This window comes from Streptodolium elevatio, assembly GCF_053592165.1.
Genome location: NZ_JBSFVE010000003.1, coordinates 13809 through 30209 on the forward strand (window position 1 = coordinate 13809; position 16401 = coordinate 30209).

15 protein-coding genes and 1 tRNA gene are annotated in these 16401 nt (G+C 69.9%); 11 read left to right on the plus strand and 5 right to left on the minus strand.

Annotated elements, in window-relative coordinates:
• Window positions 1-528 precede the first annotated feature (528 nt).
• From ACWD12_RS07620 to mscL, 6 genes are all read left to right on the plus strand, one after another.
• Window positions 529-1968: a potassium/proton antiporter gene (locus tag ACWD12_RS07620; RefSeq protein WP_450099056.1), complete on the plus strand. Its 1440-nt coding sequence runs from the start codon at window positions 529-531 to the stop codon at window positions 1966-1968.
• 321 nt (window positions 1969-2289) lie between these two features.
• Window positions 2290-3528, plus strand: coding sequence for an MFS transporter (locus ACWD12_RS07625; protein WP_450098781.1), 1239 nt, complete (start codon window positions 2290-2292; stop codon window positions 3526-3528).
• 37 nt (window positions 3529-3565) lie between these two features.
• Window positions 3566-3931: an FmdB family zinc ribbon protein gene (locus ACWD12_RS07630; RefSeq protein WP_358362000.1), complete on the plus strand. Its 366-nt coding sequence runs from the start codon at window positions 3566-3568 to the stop codon at window positions 3929-3931.
• 16 nt (window positions 3932-3947) lie between these two features.
• Entirely contained in the window at window positions 3948-4787 is an 840-nt protein-coding gene (locus ACWD12_RS07635) for an S-methyl-5'-thioadenosine phosphorylase (protein WP_358362003.1), read from the plus strand.
• A gap of 649 nt (window positions 4788-5436) precedes the next feature.
• Complete coding sequence (cpaB, locus tag ACWD12_RS07640) at window positions 5437-6087, plus strand: Flp pilus assembly protein CpaB (RefSeq protein WP_450098782.1); 651 nt, start codon at window positions 5437-5439, stop codon at window positions 6085-6087.
• A gap of 144 nt (window positions 6088-6231) precedes the next feature.
• Complete coding sequence (gene mscL / locus ACWD12_RS07645; RefSeq protein WP_450098783.1) at window positions 6232-6717, plus strand: large conductance mechanosensitive channel protein MscL; 486 nt, start codon at window positions 6232-6234, stop codon at window positions 6715-6717.
• An 89-nt stretch (window positions 6718-6806) separates the two neighbouring features.
• Here mscL and ACWD12_RS07650 read toward each other — a convergent pair whose 3' ends face one another.
• Together ACWD12_RS07650 and ACWD12_RS07655 are read right to left on the minus strand one after the other, a co-directional pair.
• Complete coding sequence (locus tag ACWD12_RS07650) at window positions 6807-7067, minus strand: hypothetical protein (RefSeq protein WP_450098784.1); 261 nt, start codon at window positions 7065-7067, stop codon at window positions 6807-6809.
• Window positions 7068-7268: 201 nt separating this feature from the next.
• Window positions 7269-8243 carry a sigma-70 family RNA polymerase sigma factor gene (locus ACWD12_RS07655; protein WP_358362013.1) on the minus strand — a complete coding sequence of 325 codons (975 nt, stop codon included), beginning with the start codon at window positions 8241-8243 and terminating at the stop codon, window positions 7269-7271.
• A gap of 595 nt (window positions 8244-8838) precedes the next feature.
• Between ACWD12_RS07655 and ACWD12_RS07660 the strand changes: the two genes are divergently transcribed.
• Both ACWD12_RS07660 and ACWD12_RS07665 read left to right on the plus strand, forming a co-directional pair.
• A tRNA-Arg gene (locus ACWD12_RS07660) sits at window positions 8839-8911 on the plus strand.
• Between the two features lie 232 nt (window positions 8912-9143).
• Window positions 9144-9539, plus strand: coding sequence for a helix-turn-helix transcriptional regulator (locus ACWD12_RS07665; protein WP_450098785.1), 396 nt, complete (start codon window positions 9144-9146; stop codon window positions 9537-9539).
• 148 nt (window positions 9540-9687) lie between these two features.
• Here the strand turns inward: ACWD12_RS07665 and ACWD12_RS07670 are convergent, their stop codons facing one another.
• Window positions 9688-10944: a helix-turn-helix domain-containing protein gene (locus ACWD12_RS07670; RefSeq protein WP_450098786.1), complete on the minus strand. Its 1257-nt coding sequence runs from the start codon at window positions 10942-10944 to the stop codon at window positions 9688-9690.
• Between the two features lie 575 nt (window positions 10945-11519).
• Between ACWD12_RS07670 and ACWD12_RS07675 the strand changes: the two genes are divergently transcribed.
• Window positions 11520-11960: a hypothetical protein gene (locus tag ACWD12_RS07675; protein WP_450098787.1), complete on the plus strand. Its 441-nt coding sequence runs from the start codon at window positions 11520-11522 to the stop codon at window positions 11958-11960.
• A 56-nt stretch (window positions 11961-12016) separates the two neighbouring features.
• On the opposite strand, the gene ACWD12_RS07680 is transcribed toward ACWD12_RS07675, so the two are convergent.
• Complete coding sequence (locus ACWD12_RS07680) at window positions 12017-12292, minus strand: hypothetical protein (protein WP_450098788.1); 276 nt, start codon at window positions 12290-12292, stop codon at window positions 12017-12019.
• 112 nt (window positions 12293-12404) lie between these two features.
• Complete coding sequence (locus tag ACWD12_RS07685) at window positions 12405-14108, minus strand: proline--tRNA ligase (protein WP_450098789.1); 1704 nt, start codon at window positions 14106-14108, stop codon at window positions 12405-12407.
• Window positions 14109-14376: 268 nt separating this feature from the next.
• Here ACWD12_RS07685 and ACWD12_RS07690 point away from each other — a divergent pair, with 268 nt between their 5' ends.
• Window positions 14377-14586, plus strand: a complete 210-nt coding sequence (locus ACWD12_RS07690) for a hypothetical protein (protein WP_450098790.1) — start codon at window positions 14377-14379, stop codon at window positions 14584-14586.
• Window positions 14587-14922: 336 nt separating this feature from the next.
• Window positions 14923-16203 carry a phosphatase PAP2 family protein gene (locus tag ACWD12_RS07695; RefSeq protein WP_450099057.1) on the plus strand — a complete coding sequence of 427 codons (1281 nt, stop codon included), beginning with the start codon at window positions 14923-14925 and terminating at the stop codon, window positions 16201-16203.
• The last annotated feature ends 198 nt before the right edge of the window (window positions 16204-16401 follow it).

Genomic DNA, 16401 nt, shown 5'->3' on the forward strand with positions numbered 1-16401 from the left:
GTAGGCATCCGGGTGGGCCCGGACGTACCGCGAGAATGCGCGCCAAAGCCGTTGCCGTGTACGCAGCTTGCGGCGCGCGCGGATGCGGAGTTGTGCGGCCGGCGGGCATGTCCGGGACGTCGGCCCGGGCGCGCACCGGGTACAAGTTGGGGCACACACGGAGGTGCACGCCGGGGCGATGCGACCCGGGCGAATCGCCGACGTGCGCAAGACTCCTGACCTGACGACCCGAGCAGGACCCCGGGCCCGGGGTCGACGGGGCCGGACCGGACCCGAGAAGGCAAGAAGAGGCCCAACAGGGCCGACCAGGCAAGACACGGCCCGACAAAGGCCCGAGAAGGCTTGAGAAGGCCCGACAAGGCAAGCCCCGAACCGAGCAACAGACCGAACCGAGCAACAGACCCGAAAAGATCCCGAATAGATGACGACGCGTCCGATCGTCGATGGTGGCCGGACCGACGACCGCCGGAGGTGCCGTTCGTGTCCGTGGACGAGCTGAACACCGTTCTCGCCCTCGGTGCACTGGTCATGCTGGTCGCCGTGGTCGCGGTTCGGCTCGCGACCCGCACCGGCATGCCGAGCCTTCTGATCTACCTCGGCATAGGGGTGTTGATCGGCGGCGACGTCCTCGGCCTGTCTTTCAACAACGCCGAACTCACCCAGACCCTGAGCTATGCCGCCCTGGTGCTGATCCTCACCGAGGGTGGGATCAGCACCAATTGGCAGCAGATCAAACCGGCGGTGCCGGCGGCGGCCGTACTCTCGACGGTCGGCGTCGGGGTGAGCGTCGGCATCGTGGCGTTCGCGGCGAAGTTCGTCTTGGACGTCGACTGGTCCACGGCCATCCTGATGGGCGCGATCGTGTCGTCGACGGACGCGGCGGCGGTGTTCTCGGTGCTGCGTACCCTCCCGCTACCCAAGCGGCTCACCGGGCTGCTGGAGGCCGAATCCGGGTTCAACGACGCGCCCGTGGTCATCCTCGTGGTCACCTTCGCGCACGCCGGATCGCACCCCTGGTACCAGGTGGTCGGCGAGATCGTCCTCGAACTGGCCATCGGATTCGCGATCGGCGTCGCGATCGGGAAGATCGGCGCGTGGGCGCTGCGGCACATCGCGCTGCCGGCGTCCGGCCTGTACCCGATCGCGGTGATCGCGTTGTGCGTACTGGCGTACGCCGCGGGCGCATTGGCGCACGGCAGCGGCTTCCTGGCGTGCTACCTCGCGGCTCTCGTGCTCGGCAACGCCCCGCTCCCGCACAAGGCGGCCACGCGCGGCTTCGCCGAAGGCGTCGGCTGGATCGCGCAGATCGGGCTGTTCGTCCTGCTGGGCCTGCTGGTGACCCCGCACGAACTCGGGGGCGCGATCGTACCGGCGCTGGTCATCGGGACGGTGCTGCTGCTGGTGGCGCGGCCGGCGTCGGTGATCGTGTCCACGCTGCCGTTCCGGGTGCCCTGGCGCGAGCAGATCATCTTGTCGTGGGCCGGCCTGCGCGGTGCCGTGCCGATTGTGCTCGCGACGATCCCGATGGTCGAAGGAGTGACGGACGCGAGGCGGCTGTTCAACATCACCTTCGTGCTCGTGGTGGTGTTCACGATCGTGCAGGGCCCGACGCTGCCGTGGATCGCCCGACAGGTCGGCTTCGGCGGCAAGCCGCAGGCGGAGGACCTGGGTGTCGAGTCGGCGCCGCTCGACAAACTGCGCGGGCACCTGTTGTCCGTGCACGTGCCGCAGGGGTCGCGCATACACGGTGTCGAGATCAACGAGCTGCGGTTGCCGCGAGGGGCCGCGGTGACGTTGGTCGTACGCGGCGAGGAGAGCTTCGTGCCGGGGCCGACCACGGTCCTTCAGCGCGAGGACGAACTGCTCGTCGTGACGACGGAGGAAGTCCGGGACGCGGCGGAACGGCGGCTGCGGGCGGTCAGCCGTGGCGGCAAGCTCGCGGGGTGGTTCGGCGAGCACGGAACCTGAGGCGGGGCAGAGCGGGGGTCGGCCGATCGGTTCGATCGGTTCGATCGGTCCATCCGAGCGTTGTACTATTTAGCAGTAAATAGCAGTGAGACAGACCAACTCTGCCTGATGCAGGGCTGGCGTGACCGCTCGGCGGCCGTTTGCCCCCATGACCTGGTTCTCGCAGGTCGGGGCCGGTATCTACCCCGGTCGACGCGTTGAGGACAGCTCTCGGCGCACCGGGCCGGGCCCCTGTGCGCTACCAGGCGGCAGGAAGCGGAAAACCGTGCCGATCAGTCGGCCCGTACCGCGCGACGACCGGCCCTTCGGGGGGCGGCGCGCGTGATCTCGACATACACGACGCTGCTGCGGACCCCGTCCGCGTGGCGGTTCCTGACCCCTGGCCTCATCGCGCGCCTGCCGTACGCGATGCTCGGCCTGGGCATTGTGCTGCTGGTCAAGGACACGACCGGCTCCTACGGCATCGCGGGAGCGGTGTCCGCCGCCATGGCGGTCGCGCTGTCGGTGGTCGGCCCGCAGACCGGGCGGCTCGCGGACCGGTACGGCCAAGCCGTCGTCCTCGTACCCGGCGCGCTGCTGCACGGCATATCCGTCGCCGCGCTCATCATCTGCGCCAAGACGGACTCCCCCACATGGACTCTGTTCGTCACCGCCATCGCGGCGGGCGCGTCGGTGCCGCAGATCGGCTCGATGGTCCGGGCCCGCTGGGTCGCCAAATTGGAGGGCCGGCCTCTGCTGCCCACCGCATTCGCCTTCGAGTCGGTCACCGACGAGTTCACCTTCGTCGTCGGCCCGGTTGTCGCGACCTTCCTGGCCACGGGCATGGACCCGGGGTTCGGACTGGCCGTCGAGGCCGTGCTGACCGTCGTCGGCTCGCTGGCCTTCGCCGCGCAACGTTCGACCGCGCCCGCGCGGCGGCCCGTCACCGGCACCCCGCACTCCTCCGCCATCCGCGTCGCGGGAGTAAAGGTGCTGGTCGGGGCGTTCGTCTGCATCGGGGCGGTGTTCGGGAGCATCCAGGTCTCGATCACCGCCTTCGCGGAGGAGTCGGGACGTGCCGGGCTCGCCGGAGCCCTGTACGCGGTATTCGCGGGCGGCAGCCTGATCGCCGGTGCGGTGTACGGGGCCATGGCGTGGCGCGGAACGGCCCAGCGGCGCCTGACGGCCACGTTCGCGGCGCTGGCCGTCGGTACGGCGCCGTTGTGGGCCGTACCGAACATCGCGGTCATGGTGCCCGTCGCGCTCATCTGCGGGCTGGCCCTGGCACCGACGATCATCACCGGATACACGTTGGTGGAAGGGCTGGTCGCAGCGGACGCGAAGACCGAGGCATTCACGTGGCTGACGGGGGCCATCGGCCTCGGACTGGCCTTCGGCTCGACTTTCGCGGGAATTGTGACGGACGAGTACGGAGCGAGCCCGGCCTTTGCTCTAACCTTCGCTTCCGCGGCCATCGGACTGGTCGTCGTGACGCTCGGAAGGCGCACTTTGGTGCCCGCGAAGCGGACCGTGGTGGACGTAACTCCGGTGGATGCTGCACCATTGGCACTCGGCAGGTGAGAGTGCCAGCACCTGTCTTGCGAAGGAGGACCTGACCGTGCCCACGTACCAATACCAGTGCACCGCTTGTGGCGAGGGCCTTGAGGCCGTCCAGAAGTTCACGGACGACGCGCTCACCGAGTGCCCCGCCTGCCAGGGGCGGTTGCGCAAGGTGTTCTCGGCCGTGGGCGTGGTGTTCAAGGGCTCCGGCTTCTACCGGACCGACAGCCGCAGCGGATCCAGCTCGTCGACGGTTCCCGCGGCGAACGCGTCCACCGCCTCGACGTCGTCCTCGTCCGAGGGCTCGTCGTCTTCGTCGTCCTCGTCTTCGACGTCCACGTCGGGGTCGGGATCTTCGTCTTCTTCGGGGTCGGGGTCGTCGGGGTCGTCCTCGACGCCGTCCACCGCCGGCGCCTCTTCCTGACCGGCGCGGTGACGACGTGACGACTGCCACTCCCCCGTCCCAGAGCGTGCTGCCCGAGGGCGTCGCCCCCGCCGAGATCGGCGTGATCGGCGGCTCCGGGTTCTACGCGTTCCTCGAGGACGTCACCGAGGTTCGCATCGACACGCCGTACGGCGCGCCGAGCGACTCACTGTTCTTCGGCGAGATCGGCGGCCGCCGCGTGGCGTTCCTGCCGCGCCACGGACGCGACCACGCGATCCCGCCGCACCGCATCAACTACCGGGCCAATCTGTGGGCGCTCCGCGCCGCCGGGGTGACCCAGGTGTTGGCTCCGTGTGCGACCGGCGGGCTCCAGGCCGAGCTGGGTCCCGGCACGCTGGTGGTGCCGGACCAGTTGGTGGACCGTACGTCGGCGCGCGTGCAGACGTACTTCGACGGCCTCCCCGCGCCGGTGGTGCACACGTCGTTCGCCGACCCGTACTGCCCGGCCGGACGCGAGGTCGCGGTGTCGACCGCGCGGGCGGCCGACTGGGAGCCGGTGGACGGCGGCACGCTCGTCGTCATCGAGGGCCCGCGCTTCTCGACCCGCGCCGAATCGCGCTGGTACGGCGCGCAGGGCTGGTCGATCGTCGGCATGACGGGCCACCCGGAAGCCGTCCTGGCTCGCGAGCTGGGGCTGTGCTTCACGGCCATCGCGCTGGTCACCGATCTGGACGCGGGCGTCGAGGCGGGCGAGGGCGTGACGCACGCGGAGGTCCTGGAGGTCTTCGCGAAGAACGTCGGACGCCTGCGTACGCTGCTGTTCGACGTCGTCACCGCAATGCCGACGACGCGCACCTGCGCGTGCGGCGCGGACGACGTCCCTCGGCCGGAGTAGGTTCGAGGCTTCGGCCTTACGGCTTACGGCTTCCGGCGCCTCGCTTGTGGCTTCCGGTGTCCGGTTTTCGGCGAGCCCGACGCTCGGGCCGGTCGGTGGCGGCTTCACGCTCACGGCGGCCACGCCGCACCCACCTTCACAGCCGCAGCCGCCTTCACATCTGAAATGCCCCGGACGGTACTCGCAACCGTCCGGGGCATTCGCGTTTCCACGGCGGCGAATGGCCGACAGGGTCTTCGCTCGAATTCACACCTTCGCCGCCGTCGCCATCCCCCGCCCGAGGGAATTCCTTATCCACAACCCCCAGGTTTTCCACAGATCCTGCCCGACGGTCATGCGCCCTCCCCGACCTCCCGCACCGTAGAAGCACGAGGCGGCGCACCAAGCGCTCCTCACCTTCCACCCCCGGGAGTTCGCCGTGTTCCGCTCCGCCAAGCCGCCCCTGTCCACGCTCTCGTCCGCGTCACCCGCCACCGACCCGCGGAGCCCGTCCCATCCCCACGGCACCCACGGCAGTCGCAACAACCACGGCCGGCACGGCCCGCACGGGCCTTACAGCTCTCAGGGTCCGACGGCCGCCACGTCGCGATTCGGGCGCGCCACGTCGCCCCACACTTCGCCGCCTCGGCGGCGCCTGCGCGCACTCCGCGTGTTCGTCGCACGCCGTCGACGGCCGCTCGCCGCGCTGGCCGCCGCACTCGCCGTCGCCGCCGGTGTCGCGGTGGCCCGTCCCCCGACCCCGCCGTCCGTTCCGGTGCTCGTCGCGACGCGTGACCTCGACACCGGCGTCGTGCTCGGCCCCCGCGACGTGCGAACCGCCCGCCTGCCTCCCGACGCCGTTCCCGACCACGCACTGCGCCGGCTCGCCGACGCACGGGGCCGCCCCCTCGCCGCCGCGGTCAGGCGCGGCGAGCCGCTGACCGATGTCCGGCTCGTGGGGCCGCAGTTACGCGGTTCGCCGGGCACCGTCGCGGTACCCGTACGCTTCGCCGATCCGGACGCCGCACGTCTGCTCCGCCCCGGGGACCGCATCGACGTGCTGGCCGCGCGTACCTCCGACGGGCCGTCAGTTCCCTTGCCGGGCACCGGCGATCCCAACGCGCCACGGGCCAGGGTCGTCGCGGGGGACGCGGCTGTGCTCGCCCGTCCGGACACCGGGGAGGACCGCACCGGCGGCCTCCTGATCCTGTCCGTCAGTCCCGAGGCCGCCGCCGCGATTGCGGGTGCGGCCGCATCGGGCCCCTTGACGTACACGATGCGTACGGCACAGGGTGGCGCGGTTGCGACAGGAAGCAACTAACGCCAGAATTCTTCGGGTTGTTCCAGATGAGAAGTTAGAGCTGTTTGTTCTAATAGTCCGATTGAATGTCGGGCCATCTCACGGCCAGGTGACGGGCCGCAGGAAAAGCGGTCCACATCACGACCCGATGGAGGGGACCCACCGATGAGTGGCTTCAAGAAGTTCCTGATGCGCGGCAACGTCGTCGACCTGGCCGTTGCAGTGGTCATCGGTGCCGCGTTCACGACCGTCGTCAACGCGTTCGTCCGGGGCATCATCAACCCCTTGGTGGGCGCCATCGGCACCCAGGCGCTCGACGACTACAAGACCTGCCTCAAGGGCCCCTGCACCGTCGACGACGCCGGCGACGTCACCGAGGGTGTCTACATCCTCTGGGGCCAAGTCCTCGGCGCACTGCTGACCTTCGTGATCACGGCGGCCGTCGTCTACTTCTGCTTCGTCCTGCCGCTCAACCACTGGATGGACCGCCGGGCCCGGGCACTCGGCCAGGCCAAGAAGGAGAAGCTCACCGACAATGAGCTCCTCACCGAGATTCGCGACCTCCTCGCCGCACAGCGCACCGCGGGCGGCGACAGCGACGGCGGCCCCGAGGGCAACAGCCCCGGCAGCAGTCGCCCTCGTACTTCCTGACCAACCCTGTCAACACTGACCATCCTGGCCGGACATGCAAAAAGGGCCGCAGATCGCGCGATCTGCGGCCCGCATTACACACGCCTCATTCACAGGTGATGCGGCGGCTTTTCATCCAGAAAGCGCCTCAAGTCCGCGGCATCCGACGCACCGCCCGCGCCGCGCTCGTCCCCCCAGCCGCCGTCCCGCTCGTCCGCGGTCGCGTCCGGCAGCAGATCTCCGTCTTCAAGTCCAAAGAGAGCCGCCCCACGACGCACCGGTCGCGCCGTCGAGGTCTCCGCACCCGCGTCGCCACCCGCGCCCGCGCGCGCGCGATCAGCTCCACCGGCACCCGCCACCTGCTCCACCACCGTCGGTCCGCCGCCTTTCACCTGGCTCCATGCGCTCCTGCCACCCACACCCGGCGACCCGCGCACTCAGCAGCACCCTACGTACCTCGACCTCGCCCCAGCCCGCCCCACCCGGCGCATGCCGCGACCCCAGGAGGCTTGGCCGCCGGTCCCGGGGTCGCGGGAAGGGACGCCGACTCGATCACAACGACCTCATCGCCGTCAGGCCGCAAGGCCCTGTTCTGTTGCCAGGTGCCGGAGTTCGACCAGCGCCTGCTTCTCGATCTGGCGGATGCGCTCACGGGTCAGGCCGAGCTGCTTGCCGACCTCGGTCAGCGTGTGCTGCTTGCCGTCGAGCATGCCGTACCGCGCCTTCATGATCGTCGCCGTACGTCCGTCCAACCGCCCGACGAGATCGGCGATCTGACGCCGCTCCATCGCCTCCAGGGCGACATCCTCCGGGGTCACCGGATCCGTCTCCTGGACCAGCTCGCCCAACTCCGTCTCGCCGTCGTCGCCCACCGGGCTGTCGAGGCTGATCGGGTCGCGGGCCCAGCCCAGCACATCGGCGACCCGCTCGGGCGTCGACCCCAGCGTCGCCGCGATCTCCGCGAAGTCCGGCTCGTGCCCGTTGTCACGCGCGAACTCGCGCTGCACACGGCGGATCTTGCCGAGTTCCTCGACCAGATGCACGGGCAGCCGCACCGTGCGCGCCTGGTCCGCCATCGCGCGCGTGATCGCCTGGCGAATCCACCACGTCGCGTACGTCGAGAACTTGAACCCCTTCAGGTAGTCGAACTTCTCGACCGCCCGGACGAGGCCGACGTTCCCCTCCTGCACCAGATCCAGGAACGGCATCCCGCTGCGCGGGTAGCGCCGTGCCACGGACACCACGAGCCGGAGGTTCGCCCGGATGAACTCGTCCTTCGCCTTGTGCCCGTCCTCGACGAGCGCCCGCAGCTCGTCCTCGGTCACACCCTTGGGGAACTCGCCGTCCTGCAAGAGCTGTTGGGCGAACAGCCCGGCCTCTATGGCCTGCGACAGCTCCACCTCGCGTGCCGCGTCGAGCAGCTTCGTACGGCTGATTTCGTCGAGGTACACACCGACGGTGTCGCGCTCCGCATCCGCGGCCTTCCGCGTACGCGAGGCGGCGACCCGATCGGCTCCCTGACGGGCAACGCCCCGTGTCGTCGGCATTCCTGACCCTCGCTTTCATTCGCGTTCGTCGTAATTGCCCAACAAGCGGGGGTCCTGTGATATTCCGTCCACAGGTGTACTCTCGAAAGGTTGGCCCCCGGGCCACGGGATCCACGCCGCCGAAGCAGCCCGGCCGGCACGGCCCCGAGGCACCCCGGCGACCGCCCGCCATCTGCGGCGGTCACTGCCCGAGTAACGGCCGAGAGCCCCGCAGTGTTCCGCGCCGCCGTCCGGCCCCGGATCGCCGCGCCGCCCACGCCCGGCACAACGCCCGCTCACTCATCCGCTACCCCGCCCGCGCCCCCGGATTCGTCTTCCACCGGCCCCGTAAGCAGAGCCACCCACCGCGCCACCGGCAACCGCCGTGCCCGGCCACCCGCCCGCCTCCGACGCGGCGAAACACCGGAGCGGCGTACCGCGCCGGTCCGCTACCCTTTCCCGCGAGGCCCACCGAGCGAGCGCGGCCACGACGTACTCCCGCCCAGGAGCACCCGTGAACCGAGCAAGAACGGCAGGCCCACCCGACGCGCCACATCCACCGCAGGCAACCCCAGGCAACCCCTCGGGCTTTTCTGCAAGGATCTCCGCACGTCCCGCCTCAGTAGCTCAGGGGATAGAGCACCGCTCTCCTAAAGCGGGTGTCGCAGGTTCGAATCCTGCCTGGGGCACAACACCTGACCAGCAAAAAGGGCCGCTGGCCTGGGATTTCACCCAGATCAGCGGCCCTTCGCATTCGTCATTCAACCGCTGTCAACCGCCGTCAACCGCTGTCAATCGCTGTCAATCGCTGTCAACCGCGACGCGTCTGCCCACGGATTGCCCCCAGGCGCACCCTGCGGAATGTTGCCCGCCGGTTACGGCTCGTGATTGAAGTGTCAGTTTGTACGTACAGACGTTGCCGTGCCGTCGCACGACCGTGTGCGGGTGCGTCAAGATCCGAACCATCCCGAGTGGGTGCTCGCCCACCGACGGGAGGTCGGGCTTCGCATCAGAGACGCGCGTCAAGCAGCGAAGATCACGCAGGAACGCCTGGCGGAGCAGGCCGGCGTCGAGCGGCGGACCATGATCCAGATCGAATTCGGCCGGTCCGGTCCATCGCTCGGTGTCCTCGTCAAGCGGGGCGTCGAGGCTGACGCCGGGGCCGGTCACGGTCAGCATGACGCCGTCGGCGTGCCGTTCGACCTCGGTCACTTCGCCGAGTACGAGTCTCATCGGCGCATCCCCCACGTCGGCGGCGCCTGGTGGTTGCACGTGACCGTACGGATAAGCGTCGTACCGTCAGGCCCGACCTCATAGACCTTGAGTGTCATGCGCTCCTTGCGTGCCGGAGTGCGGGAACGCTCGCGGGCTCCCTGAGTTGCGGGGGTCGATGCAGTGTCATCGGCCATGCATCGACCGTACGAGCGCAGTCGCCAGGCACTGGGCACAGCTTGTGCCCCCTACGTCAGGTGGCCAGCAGACCGATTCGCTCGGCCATCACCGCGGCGCGCTCACGACGCGCGGGCATCGTCGCGTTCAGCTCCTCTAGGAGGATTCGCCTGGCGTAGCCGTTCCACGCGACGGTGTCCGGCGCGGCTTCGTAGGCCGCGTCCAGCGTCGCGATCGCGACCTCAGGCTGCCCGTCCAGGTAGTAGGCGCGGGCCTGCTCAACGCGGTGCCGGGCGCGACGCGGGCGGGACGGGATGACCGAGGCCTCGGCGCGTGCGGCTTGGCGCACGGACTCGCCGCCGGCGTGGAGTTCGACGGCGACGGTCACGGCGTGGGCGCCCATAATCGCGTGCGAAAACGAGGTGACCGGGTGGTAGTAGGCCTCGGGCAACCTATGGGCCACGCGCTTGGCCTGGTCCCAGTATCGCCACGCCGTGGGGGTGTCAGCGCGACGCGCTGCGGTGTAGCCGACCTCGTAGGTCAGGGCGCCCCAGATCGCCAGGACGTCATCAGGTGCGTCAGGTAGCTGCGGCTCGAGGTAGGACAGGACGGCGAGGTTGACCTCGTCAGCAGCGTCCCAATCGCCCGCATCCCGGTGGGCCTGGACCGTGAGCCACCCGGCGATGCCGATCGCATGCGCGTCTTCCGACTCCTGCGCGGCCGCCATGCCGCGCTCAGCAACTCGCCAGAGCAGGCCGGAATCTGGTTGGTAGGCGACGAAGAACTGCGTCAGCGAATAGGCCTCCGAGAGCAGCGCGTGCGCTGCGCGCCGACCCGCTGCGTCCTCGGCCTGGCGCACGGCGAGCTGCGCGTCGCGGATGAGGTCCGGCAGCAACCGACCGATGACTTCGCGGTGGTCCGGCGCCGAATGCCGAGCGGCCCAGGCATAGTTGAGGCGGGTCCTCAGGTTCGCGTGCGATGGCGCGGCGAGGTCGGGCAGCATCGGAAAGAGGTTGAGGGCTCGGCGTACGGCAGGAAGGCGACCGTGGCCGGGGCCGCAGAACAGTTCGACGTTGATGGACTGATCCCCGGTGAGTGTCGCCAAGTCGCGGATGCGCAACACCTCGGCGATGCGCAGCAGCGCAGGCAATTTCGGTTGAGCCAGGCGTCCGACTTCCAGGCCTTTGACCCACCCCTCGGACTTGCCGAGCAGACCGCCGAGTGCGGCTCTGCTCAGGTGCCGGCGCTCCCGTTCGATTTTGAGACGTTGACCGAACGTCAACCGTTGCACTTCGTCCTGTGCGGTGGTGTCCGGTCCGTTAGCATCAGACATCTCGGCCCCGCCTCCCCTCGTCACTTCGCACTGACCAGGGTAGAGCGCGGGGCCAGTCACATATCAGGAATCACCTGCCCGGGACCGACGCTGACTGTCCCTCCTACCAGAAGACCCCGCAGCCAAGGCAGCAGCAGCCGGCCCCCTTGTCCGGGTCGATGCACGACGCGGTCAGCCCGTTGCACCCGTCGGTCGGGCAGGACCCGCAAGGTCCCGCCGTCGGCACGGTGCCGTCCGCCGCGAGCGGGATGATAGGAATGATGCGCCGCCCGTCTGGGGACGGAATCGACGTCAACGGGGCGCCGCTCAGGGCCATTTCGCTCATGTGACCAGCGTGTCAGGCGGGCGCCACCGGCGCACGGGCCGCGCCGCGTCCGCCCCGAAACGCCACCGTGTCCTCCCGGCGTCCTACAGGAGTCCCCGGGCACGGCCTCGTCACGCACCGTGCGTGAGTGGTTGCATCGGTACAGCACGACGGAACAGGACCCGACGAGGACGCCGGCGAATACCCCCGACGTCCGGCGGACGTCCTGACGCACCCCACGGCCGACGCACCGCCAGAGAGGACGCCTCCGTTGAACGCCAGCAGCCAGAGCACGACGGCCGTGACGCCGCAGGACCAATTCCGCAACCCGTACGCTCCCCGACTCGTCCCGGCCGGCGAACATTTCGACGTCATCGAGGTCGAGGACCGCCTCGGATTCGAGGCCCTCGGCGCTCTGTACGCGCACCGGGTCCCCGTCGGCCCCGTCATCTCCGACCGGCGCTACCGGCGCATCGGGTTCCTCGTGCCGCCCGTACCCGCGCCGCACGTCTCCCGTATGCGTGCCGTCGGACCGCGGCACCACGGCCGCGGCTCGTGGATCACCGTGCCGCCCGCCGACGCCGACGACGGCCCCCTCGTGTGGCTCGTCCCGCCCAGCCCCGAAGGGCGGCTCACCGAGCTGCGCCACGTACGGGCCGCCATAGCGGAAGCGGCGCGATCCCTCGCCGACTCCCGGCCGCAAGCCTCCTAGCCCGATCCCGGGCATGACGAAGCCGCCCCCGCTCGCATTAGCGAGTGGGGGCGGCTTCATGGTCCGGGGGTGACGGCCTGTTCGACGCGGTCGACGACGTCGCGCAGAGACGAGCCGCTGTTCGGCCGCGGCTCGTGCTTGATCTCTTCGATGTTGGCCTCGGTGGTGGCCTGGCGCTGTTCGATCGCGGCCAGGCGCTCGAGGACGCCGGGCTGTTCGGGGCGGCCGGGCCGTCCTGGGGTGCCGTGCCAGTCGTCCCAGAACACTAGGACGCCGGGCTGTTCGGGGCGGCCGGGCCGTCCTGGGGTGCCGTGCCAGTCGTCCCAGAACACTCCGCATCCCTCGCCGTAGAGCAAGGGGCGGGGTGTCGGCGCGGGTGGCTGGCTCGGATTGTGCGGAGGTGGGATGGGCTGCAGGGTGCGGAAGTGGCGGCTTGGGTGGGGGTTAGGGGGTGGTGATCAGGGTGCGTACGTGGGGGATTGCTTCGGCTAGGGGGATGGTGGTGGTTTCGCCGGTGGCGCGGGTGGTTAGTTCCACGCTCCCCTCGGCGAGGCCGCGTGCGCCGATGGTGATGCGGTACGGGATGCCGATCAGCTCGATGTCGCGGAACTTCACGCCGGGGCGTTCCGCGCGGTCGTCGAGGACGACGTCCACCCGTTCCGCGCGCAGGCCGGCGTACAGGTCGGCGACGGCCTGGTCGGTGGCCTCGTCGCTCTTGCCGACGGCTACGAGGGCGACCTCGAAGGGGGCGACGGCGGTCGGCCATACGATGCCCGCGTCGTCGTGGTGCGCCTCGACGATCGCGGCGATCGCCCGCTCGACGCCGATGCCGTAGCAGCCCATGATCGGGGTGACGCGGGTGCCGTCCGGGCCGAGCACCGTCACGCCGAGTGCCTCGGTGTACTTGCGTCCCAGTTTGAAGATGTGCCCGACCTCGACCGTGCGGACGACCTCCAAGGCGGTCCCGCACACCGGGCACGACTCGCCTGCCTGCACCTCGCGCAGGTCCGCCCAGCGGGCCACGGTGATGTCGCGTTCGACGTCGACGCCCCGCAGGTGGACGCCGTCCTTGTTGGCGCCGGTGGCCATGCCCGTCCGGCCGCGCAGTGCGTCGTCCGCGATGACGGGGTGGGCGGTGACGCCAACGGCCCCGAGGCTGCCGGGGGATGCGCCGAGGGCCTCGCGGATCTCGTCCGGCTGGGCCGGGCGCGCCGTGCGAGCCGCGGTGAGGTCCAGGAGCTTCTGTTCGACCAGGTTGTGGTCGCCGCGCATGAGCACCAGGGTGATCTGCCCGTCGAGGACGTACACGAGCGTCTTGACCTGGCGGTCGGCCGGTACGGAGTGCTGGGTGGCGAGGTCGTCGATGGTCTTCGTGTCCGGGGTGTCGAACGGTTCCGGCGTCGGCGCCGACGCGTCGTCGGCCACCGTCGCGAGCGCGGAGGTGGCCTTCTCCACGTTGGCGGCGTAACCGCAGGATGTGCAGTGCACGACCAGGTCCTCGCCGGCCTCCGTCGGCGACATGAACTCCACGGACGCGCTGCCGCCCATGCTGCCGCTGGACGCCTGCACCGGAATCGCCGGGATGCCCAGCCGCCGGAAGATCCGCGTGTACGCCTCGTGGTTCAGGTCGAACGAGCGGTCCAGCCCCGCCTGGTCCAGGTCGAAGCTGTACGCGTCCTTCATGGTGAACTCGCGGACCCGCATCAACCCGCTCTTCGGCCGCGGCTCGTCGCGGAACTTGGTCTGGAACTGGTACCAGATCTGCGGGAGTTGCTTGTACGACGACAGCTCCAGGGCGGCGGTGGCGATGACCTCCTCGTGGGTCATGCCGAGCGCGAAGTCCGCGCCCTTGCGGTCCTTGAGGCGGAACATCTCCTCGCCCATGACCTCCCACCGACCGGACTTCTGCCAGATCTCCGCCGGGTGCATCGCGGGCAGCAGCCATTCCTGCGCGCCGATCCGGCCCATCTCCTCGCGGATGACCTCGACGACCTTCGCCCGAACGCGGACCGCCAGCGGCAGCAGCGAGTAGTGCCCGGCCATCAGCTGGCGGATGAAGCCGCCGCGGACGAGGAGGCGGTGGCTGGCCGCGTCGGCGTCCGCGGGGTCGTCGCGAAGTGTGGGTACGTACAGTTCCGACCAGCGCATGAGCCAAAGACCTTTGCCTCGGGGAAGCGTGTGGGTTCGCGGCCGAGATCACCGACTCGTCGCCGTCGCAGGCAGATTCTAGTGGGGACCCCCTGGTCGATCCGCCGTGTTCGGGACCCGCCGACCACCCCTGAATGGGTCGATTCCCCGTGGTCTCAAGCCAATTGCCATGCCCAGTCGTGTTCGTGCATCGGAGCTGGACGAGGGGCGGCATCTACGAGGCGACGTTCGCGCCGGTCGACGGTGGCGGGTGGCGGGTGGTGGTGCCGTGGTCGAGCGGGATCCCGGGCGCTACGGGAACACCGACGACGAGTACGACCGCGTGATGCTCGAGCCGGTACTCGGCACGATCGTCCTGGGCGAGCCGGCGCCGGAACCGGGCGAGCGGCTGACGGAGCTGGTCCGGCGGGCATCCGGGTCGCACGTGTCTGCCGGGGCCATCCGGCACAGCGCCCCGGGCCTGTGGTCCGACCCCTGACCGGGATCCGGCGGCCTGTCGTCGAGTGCGAGTCGGGCTGTGCATGTCGAGGGGACGACGCCGGGACGCGGAGTGTAGGCCGGGAGGCGTCGGCCGCGGAGTTTCGGCGGCTCCGGCGAAGTCGCACGGGCGGGCCGGTGCTCCTATAACATGATCCAACTCACGACGACCGCCCCTGAGCGCCGTCCTGCGCCGAAAGCCTCTCAATCCGGTGCGGAGGGTGCTTTTCATACTGGACTCCGACAAACGGCCAAGTAATTGATACTCGAGAAGAAGCGCGCGTTCCCCCGAATAGACGACGAGGCCGTGGTTGCCTCGCGGCATCGCTCGCGGACGATTCTGTGGGCCGCCGTAGGCGTGGCGGTCCTCGGGTTTGTCGTTGCCCTGGAGTTCGCCGCACGCCACTACGGCTCACCGGGGCCGATCACCAAGACGTCGCGCGAGCTGATATTCGCGCCCTCTTCGGGGCCGCTGCTGTACGCCGGCCTGGCCCTCACGCTGGTGGTGCTCAGCTGGCGGCGGCGTTTTGTCGCGGTGGGTGTCGCGGTCGGTATCGACGTGGTCTTCTCGGTGGTGCGGTTGGCGGCCGGCGCGCGGGTGGAGTTCGGCAACGGGGCGCTGTGGGTGGTTCTGGGATGTGCGGCCTTTGCGGTGACGCGCCGCACCGGCCCGGACCGCACGCTGCTGCTGAAGGGCGCGGGGCTCGGGCTGCTGCTGGTGGCGGGGCACAAGACGGGCGACACCTGGCTGCTGATCACGTCGATGACCCGGCCGGAGGTGCTCGACCCGTACGTGGCGACGGCCGACCACGCGCTGGGTGATCCGTCGTGGGTGGTGGGCCGGATGGTCGAGGCCACCGACCCGGTCAGCAGCCACGTGCTCGGTGCGGTGTACGGCCAACTCCCCCTCGCGGCGGCCATCGTCGGGTTGTACCAACTGCGGAACGTGGCGGTCGAGCGCCGATTCCCGGGCCATCACCTGGTACGCACGTTCCTGGCCGTCGGCCTGCTCGGCCCGGCCATCTACATGATCTTCCCGGTGGTCGGGCCGGTGTTCGCGTACGGCGCCGACGGCGGGCAATGGGCGGTGGCCAATATGTGGCCGGACACATCGCCGGCGATCACCGCGCCCGGCTCGATCCGGTTCGACGAGATCACTCCTCGCAACTGCATGCCGAGCCTGCACACCGCGTGGGCCACCGCGCTTTTCATCCATTCCCGCAAGGGTTCGCGGTTCATGCGGTTCGCCGGGACTTTCTGGCTGATTGCCACGCTCACCGCCACCCTCGGATTCGGTTACCACTACGGCGTGGACCTCGTGGCCGGTGTGGTGTTCGTGCTCACCATCGAGACGGCCATGCGCGCATTCGACCGCGGGTGGGACCGGCGGGGCGTCTGTCTGGTCGCCTACGGCGCGACGGTTTTCGTGCTGCTTTTGATTTCCTACCGATTTCTGGCCGTGGAGATGGCCGAGCATCCGTGGGTCTTCGGGCCGTTGCTTCTCCTGGCGATGTCGTCGGTCATCGCCGCCTTTGTCCGGACCACCAGGCTGTGGGAGCCGAAGGCCGCCCCGGCGGCGGAGCGACCGGAACGGGACCGGCAACTCGTCGCGGTGTGACCGGGCCGCCCGATTTTCGATGGCCCCGGCGACACCCCGCCTCCTACAGTGGCCGGGATGTCGCGGCGCGGACGTCGTCACGAAGGCACGTGGCAAAGCAGCAGCGTGGCGACGCGCGGCGCAGCACAACCACGCGCGGCGTAATGCGGTGCCGCGTAGCGCAGCACCGCGCAAAGCGACGCCGCGCAAAGCGGTGCG

What these genes read in the sequence shown, in the direction of transcription:
- ACWD12_RS07620 (WP_450099056.1), top strand. Translation starts at nt 529, where the DNA reads ATGCTGGTCGCCGTGGTCGCGGTTCGGCTCGCGACCCGCACCGGCATG.
- mscL (WP_450098783.1), top strand. Translation starts at nt 6,232, where the DNA reads ATGAGTGGCTTCAAGAAGTTCCTGATGCGCGGCAACGTCGTCGACCTG.
- ACWD12_RS07655 (WP_358362013.1), bottom strand. Translation starts at nt 8,243, where the DNA reads ATGCCGACGACACGGGGCGTTGCCCGTCAGGGAGCCGATCGGGTCGCC.
- ACWD12_RS07670 (WP_450098786.1), bottom strand. Translation starts at nt 10,944, where the DNA reads ATGTCTGATGCTAACGGACCGGACACCACCGCACAGGACGAAGTGCAA.
- ACWD12_RS07685 (WP_450098789.1), bottom strand. Translation starts at nt 14,108, where the DNA reads ATGCGCTGGTCGGAACTGTACGTACCCACACTTCGCGACGACCCCGCG.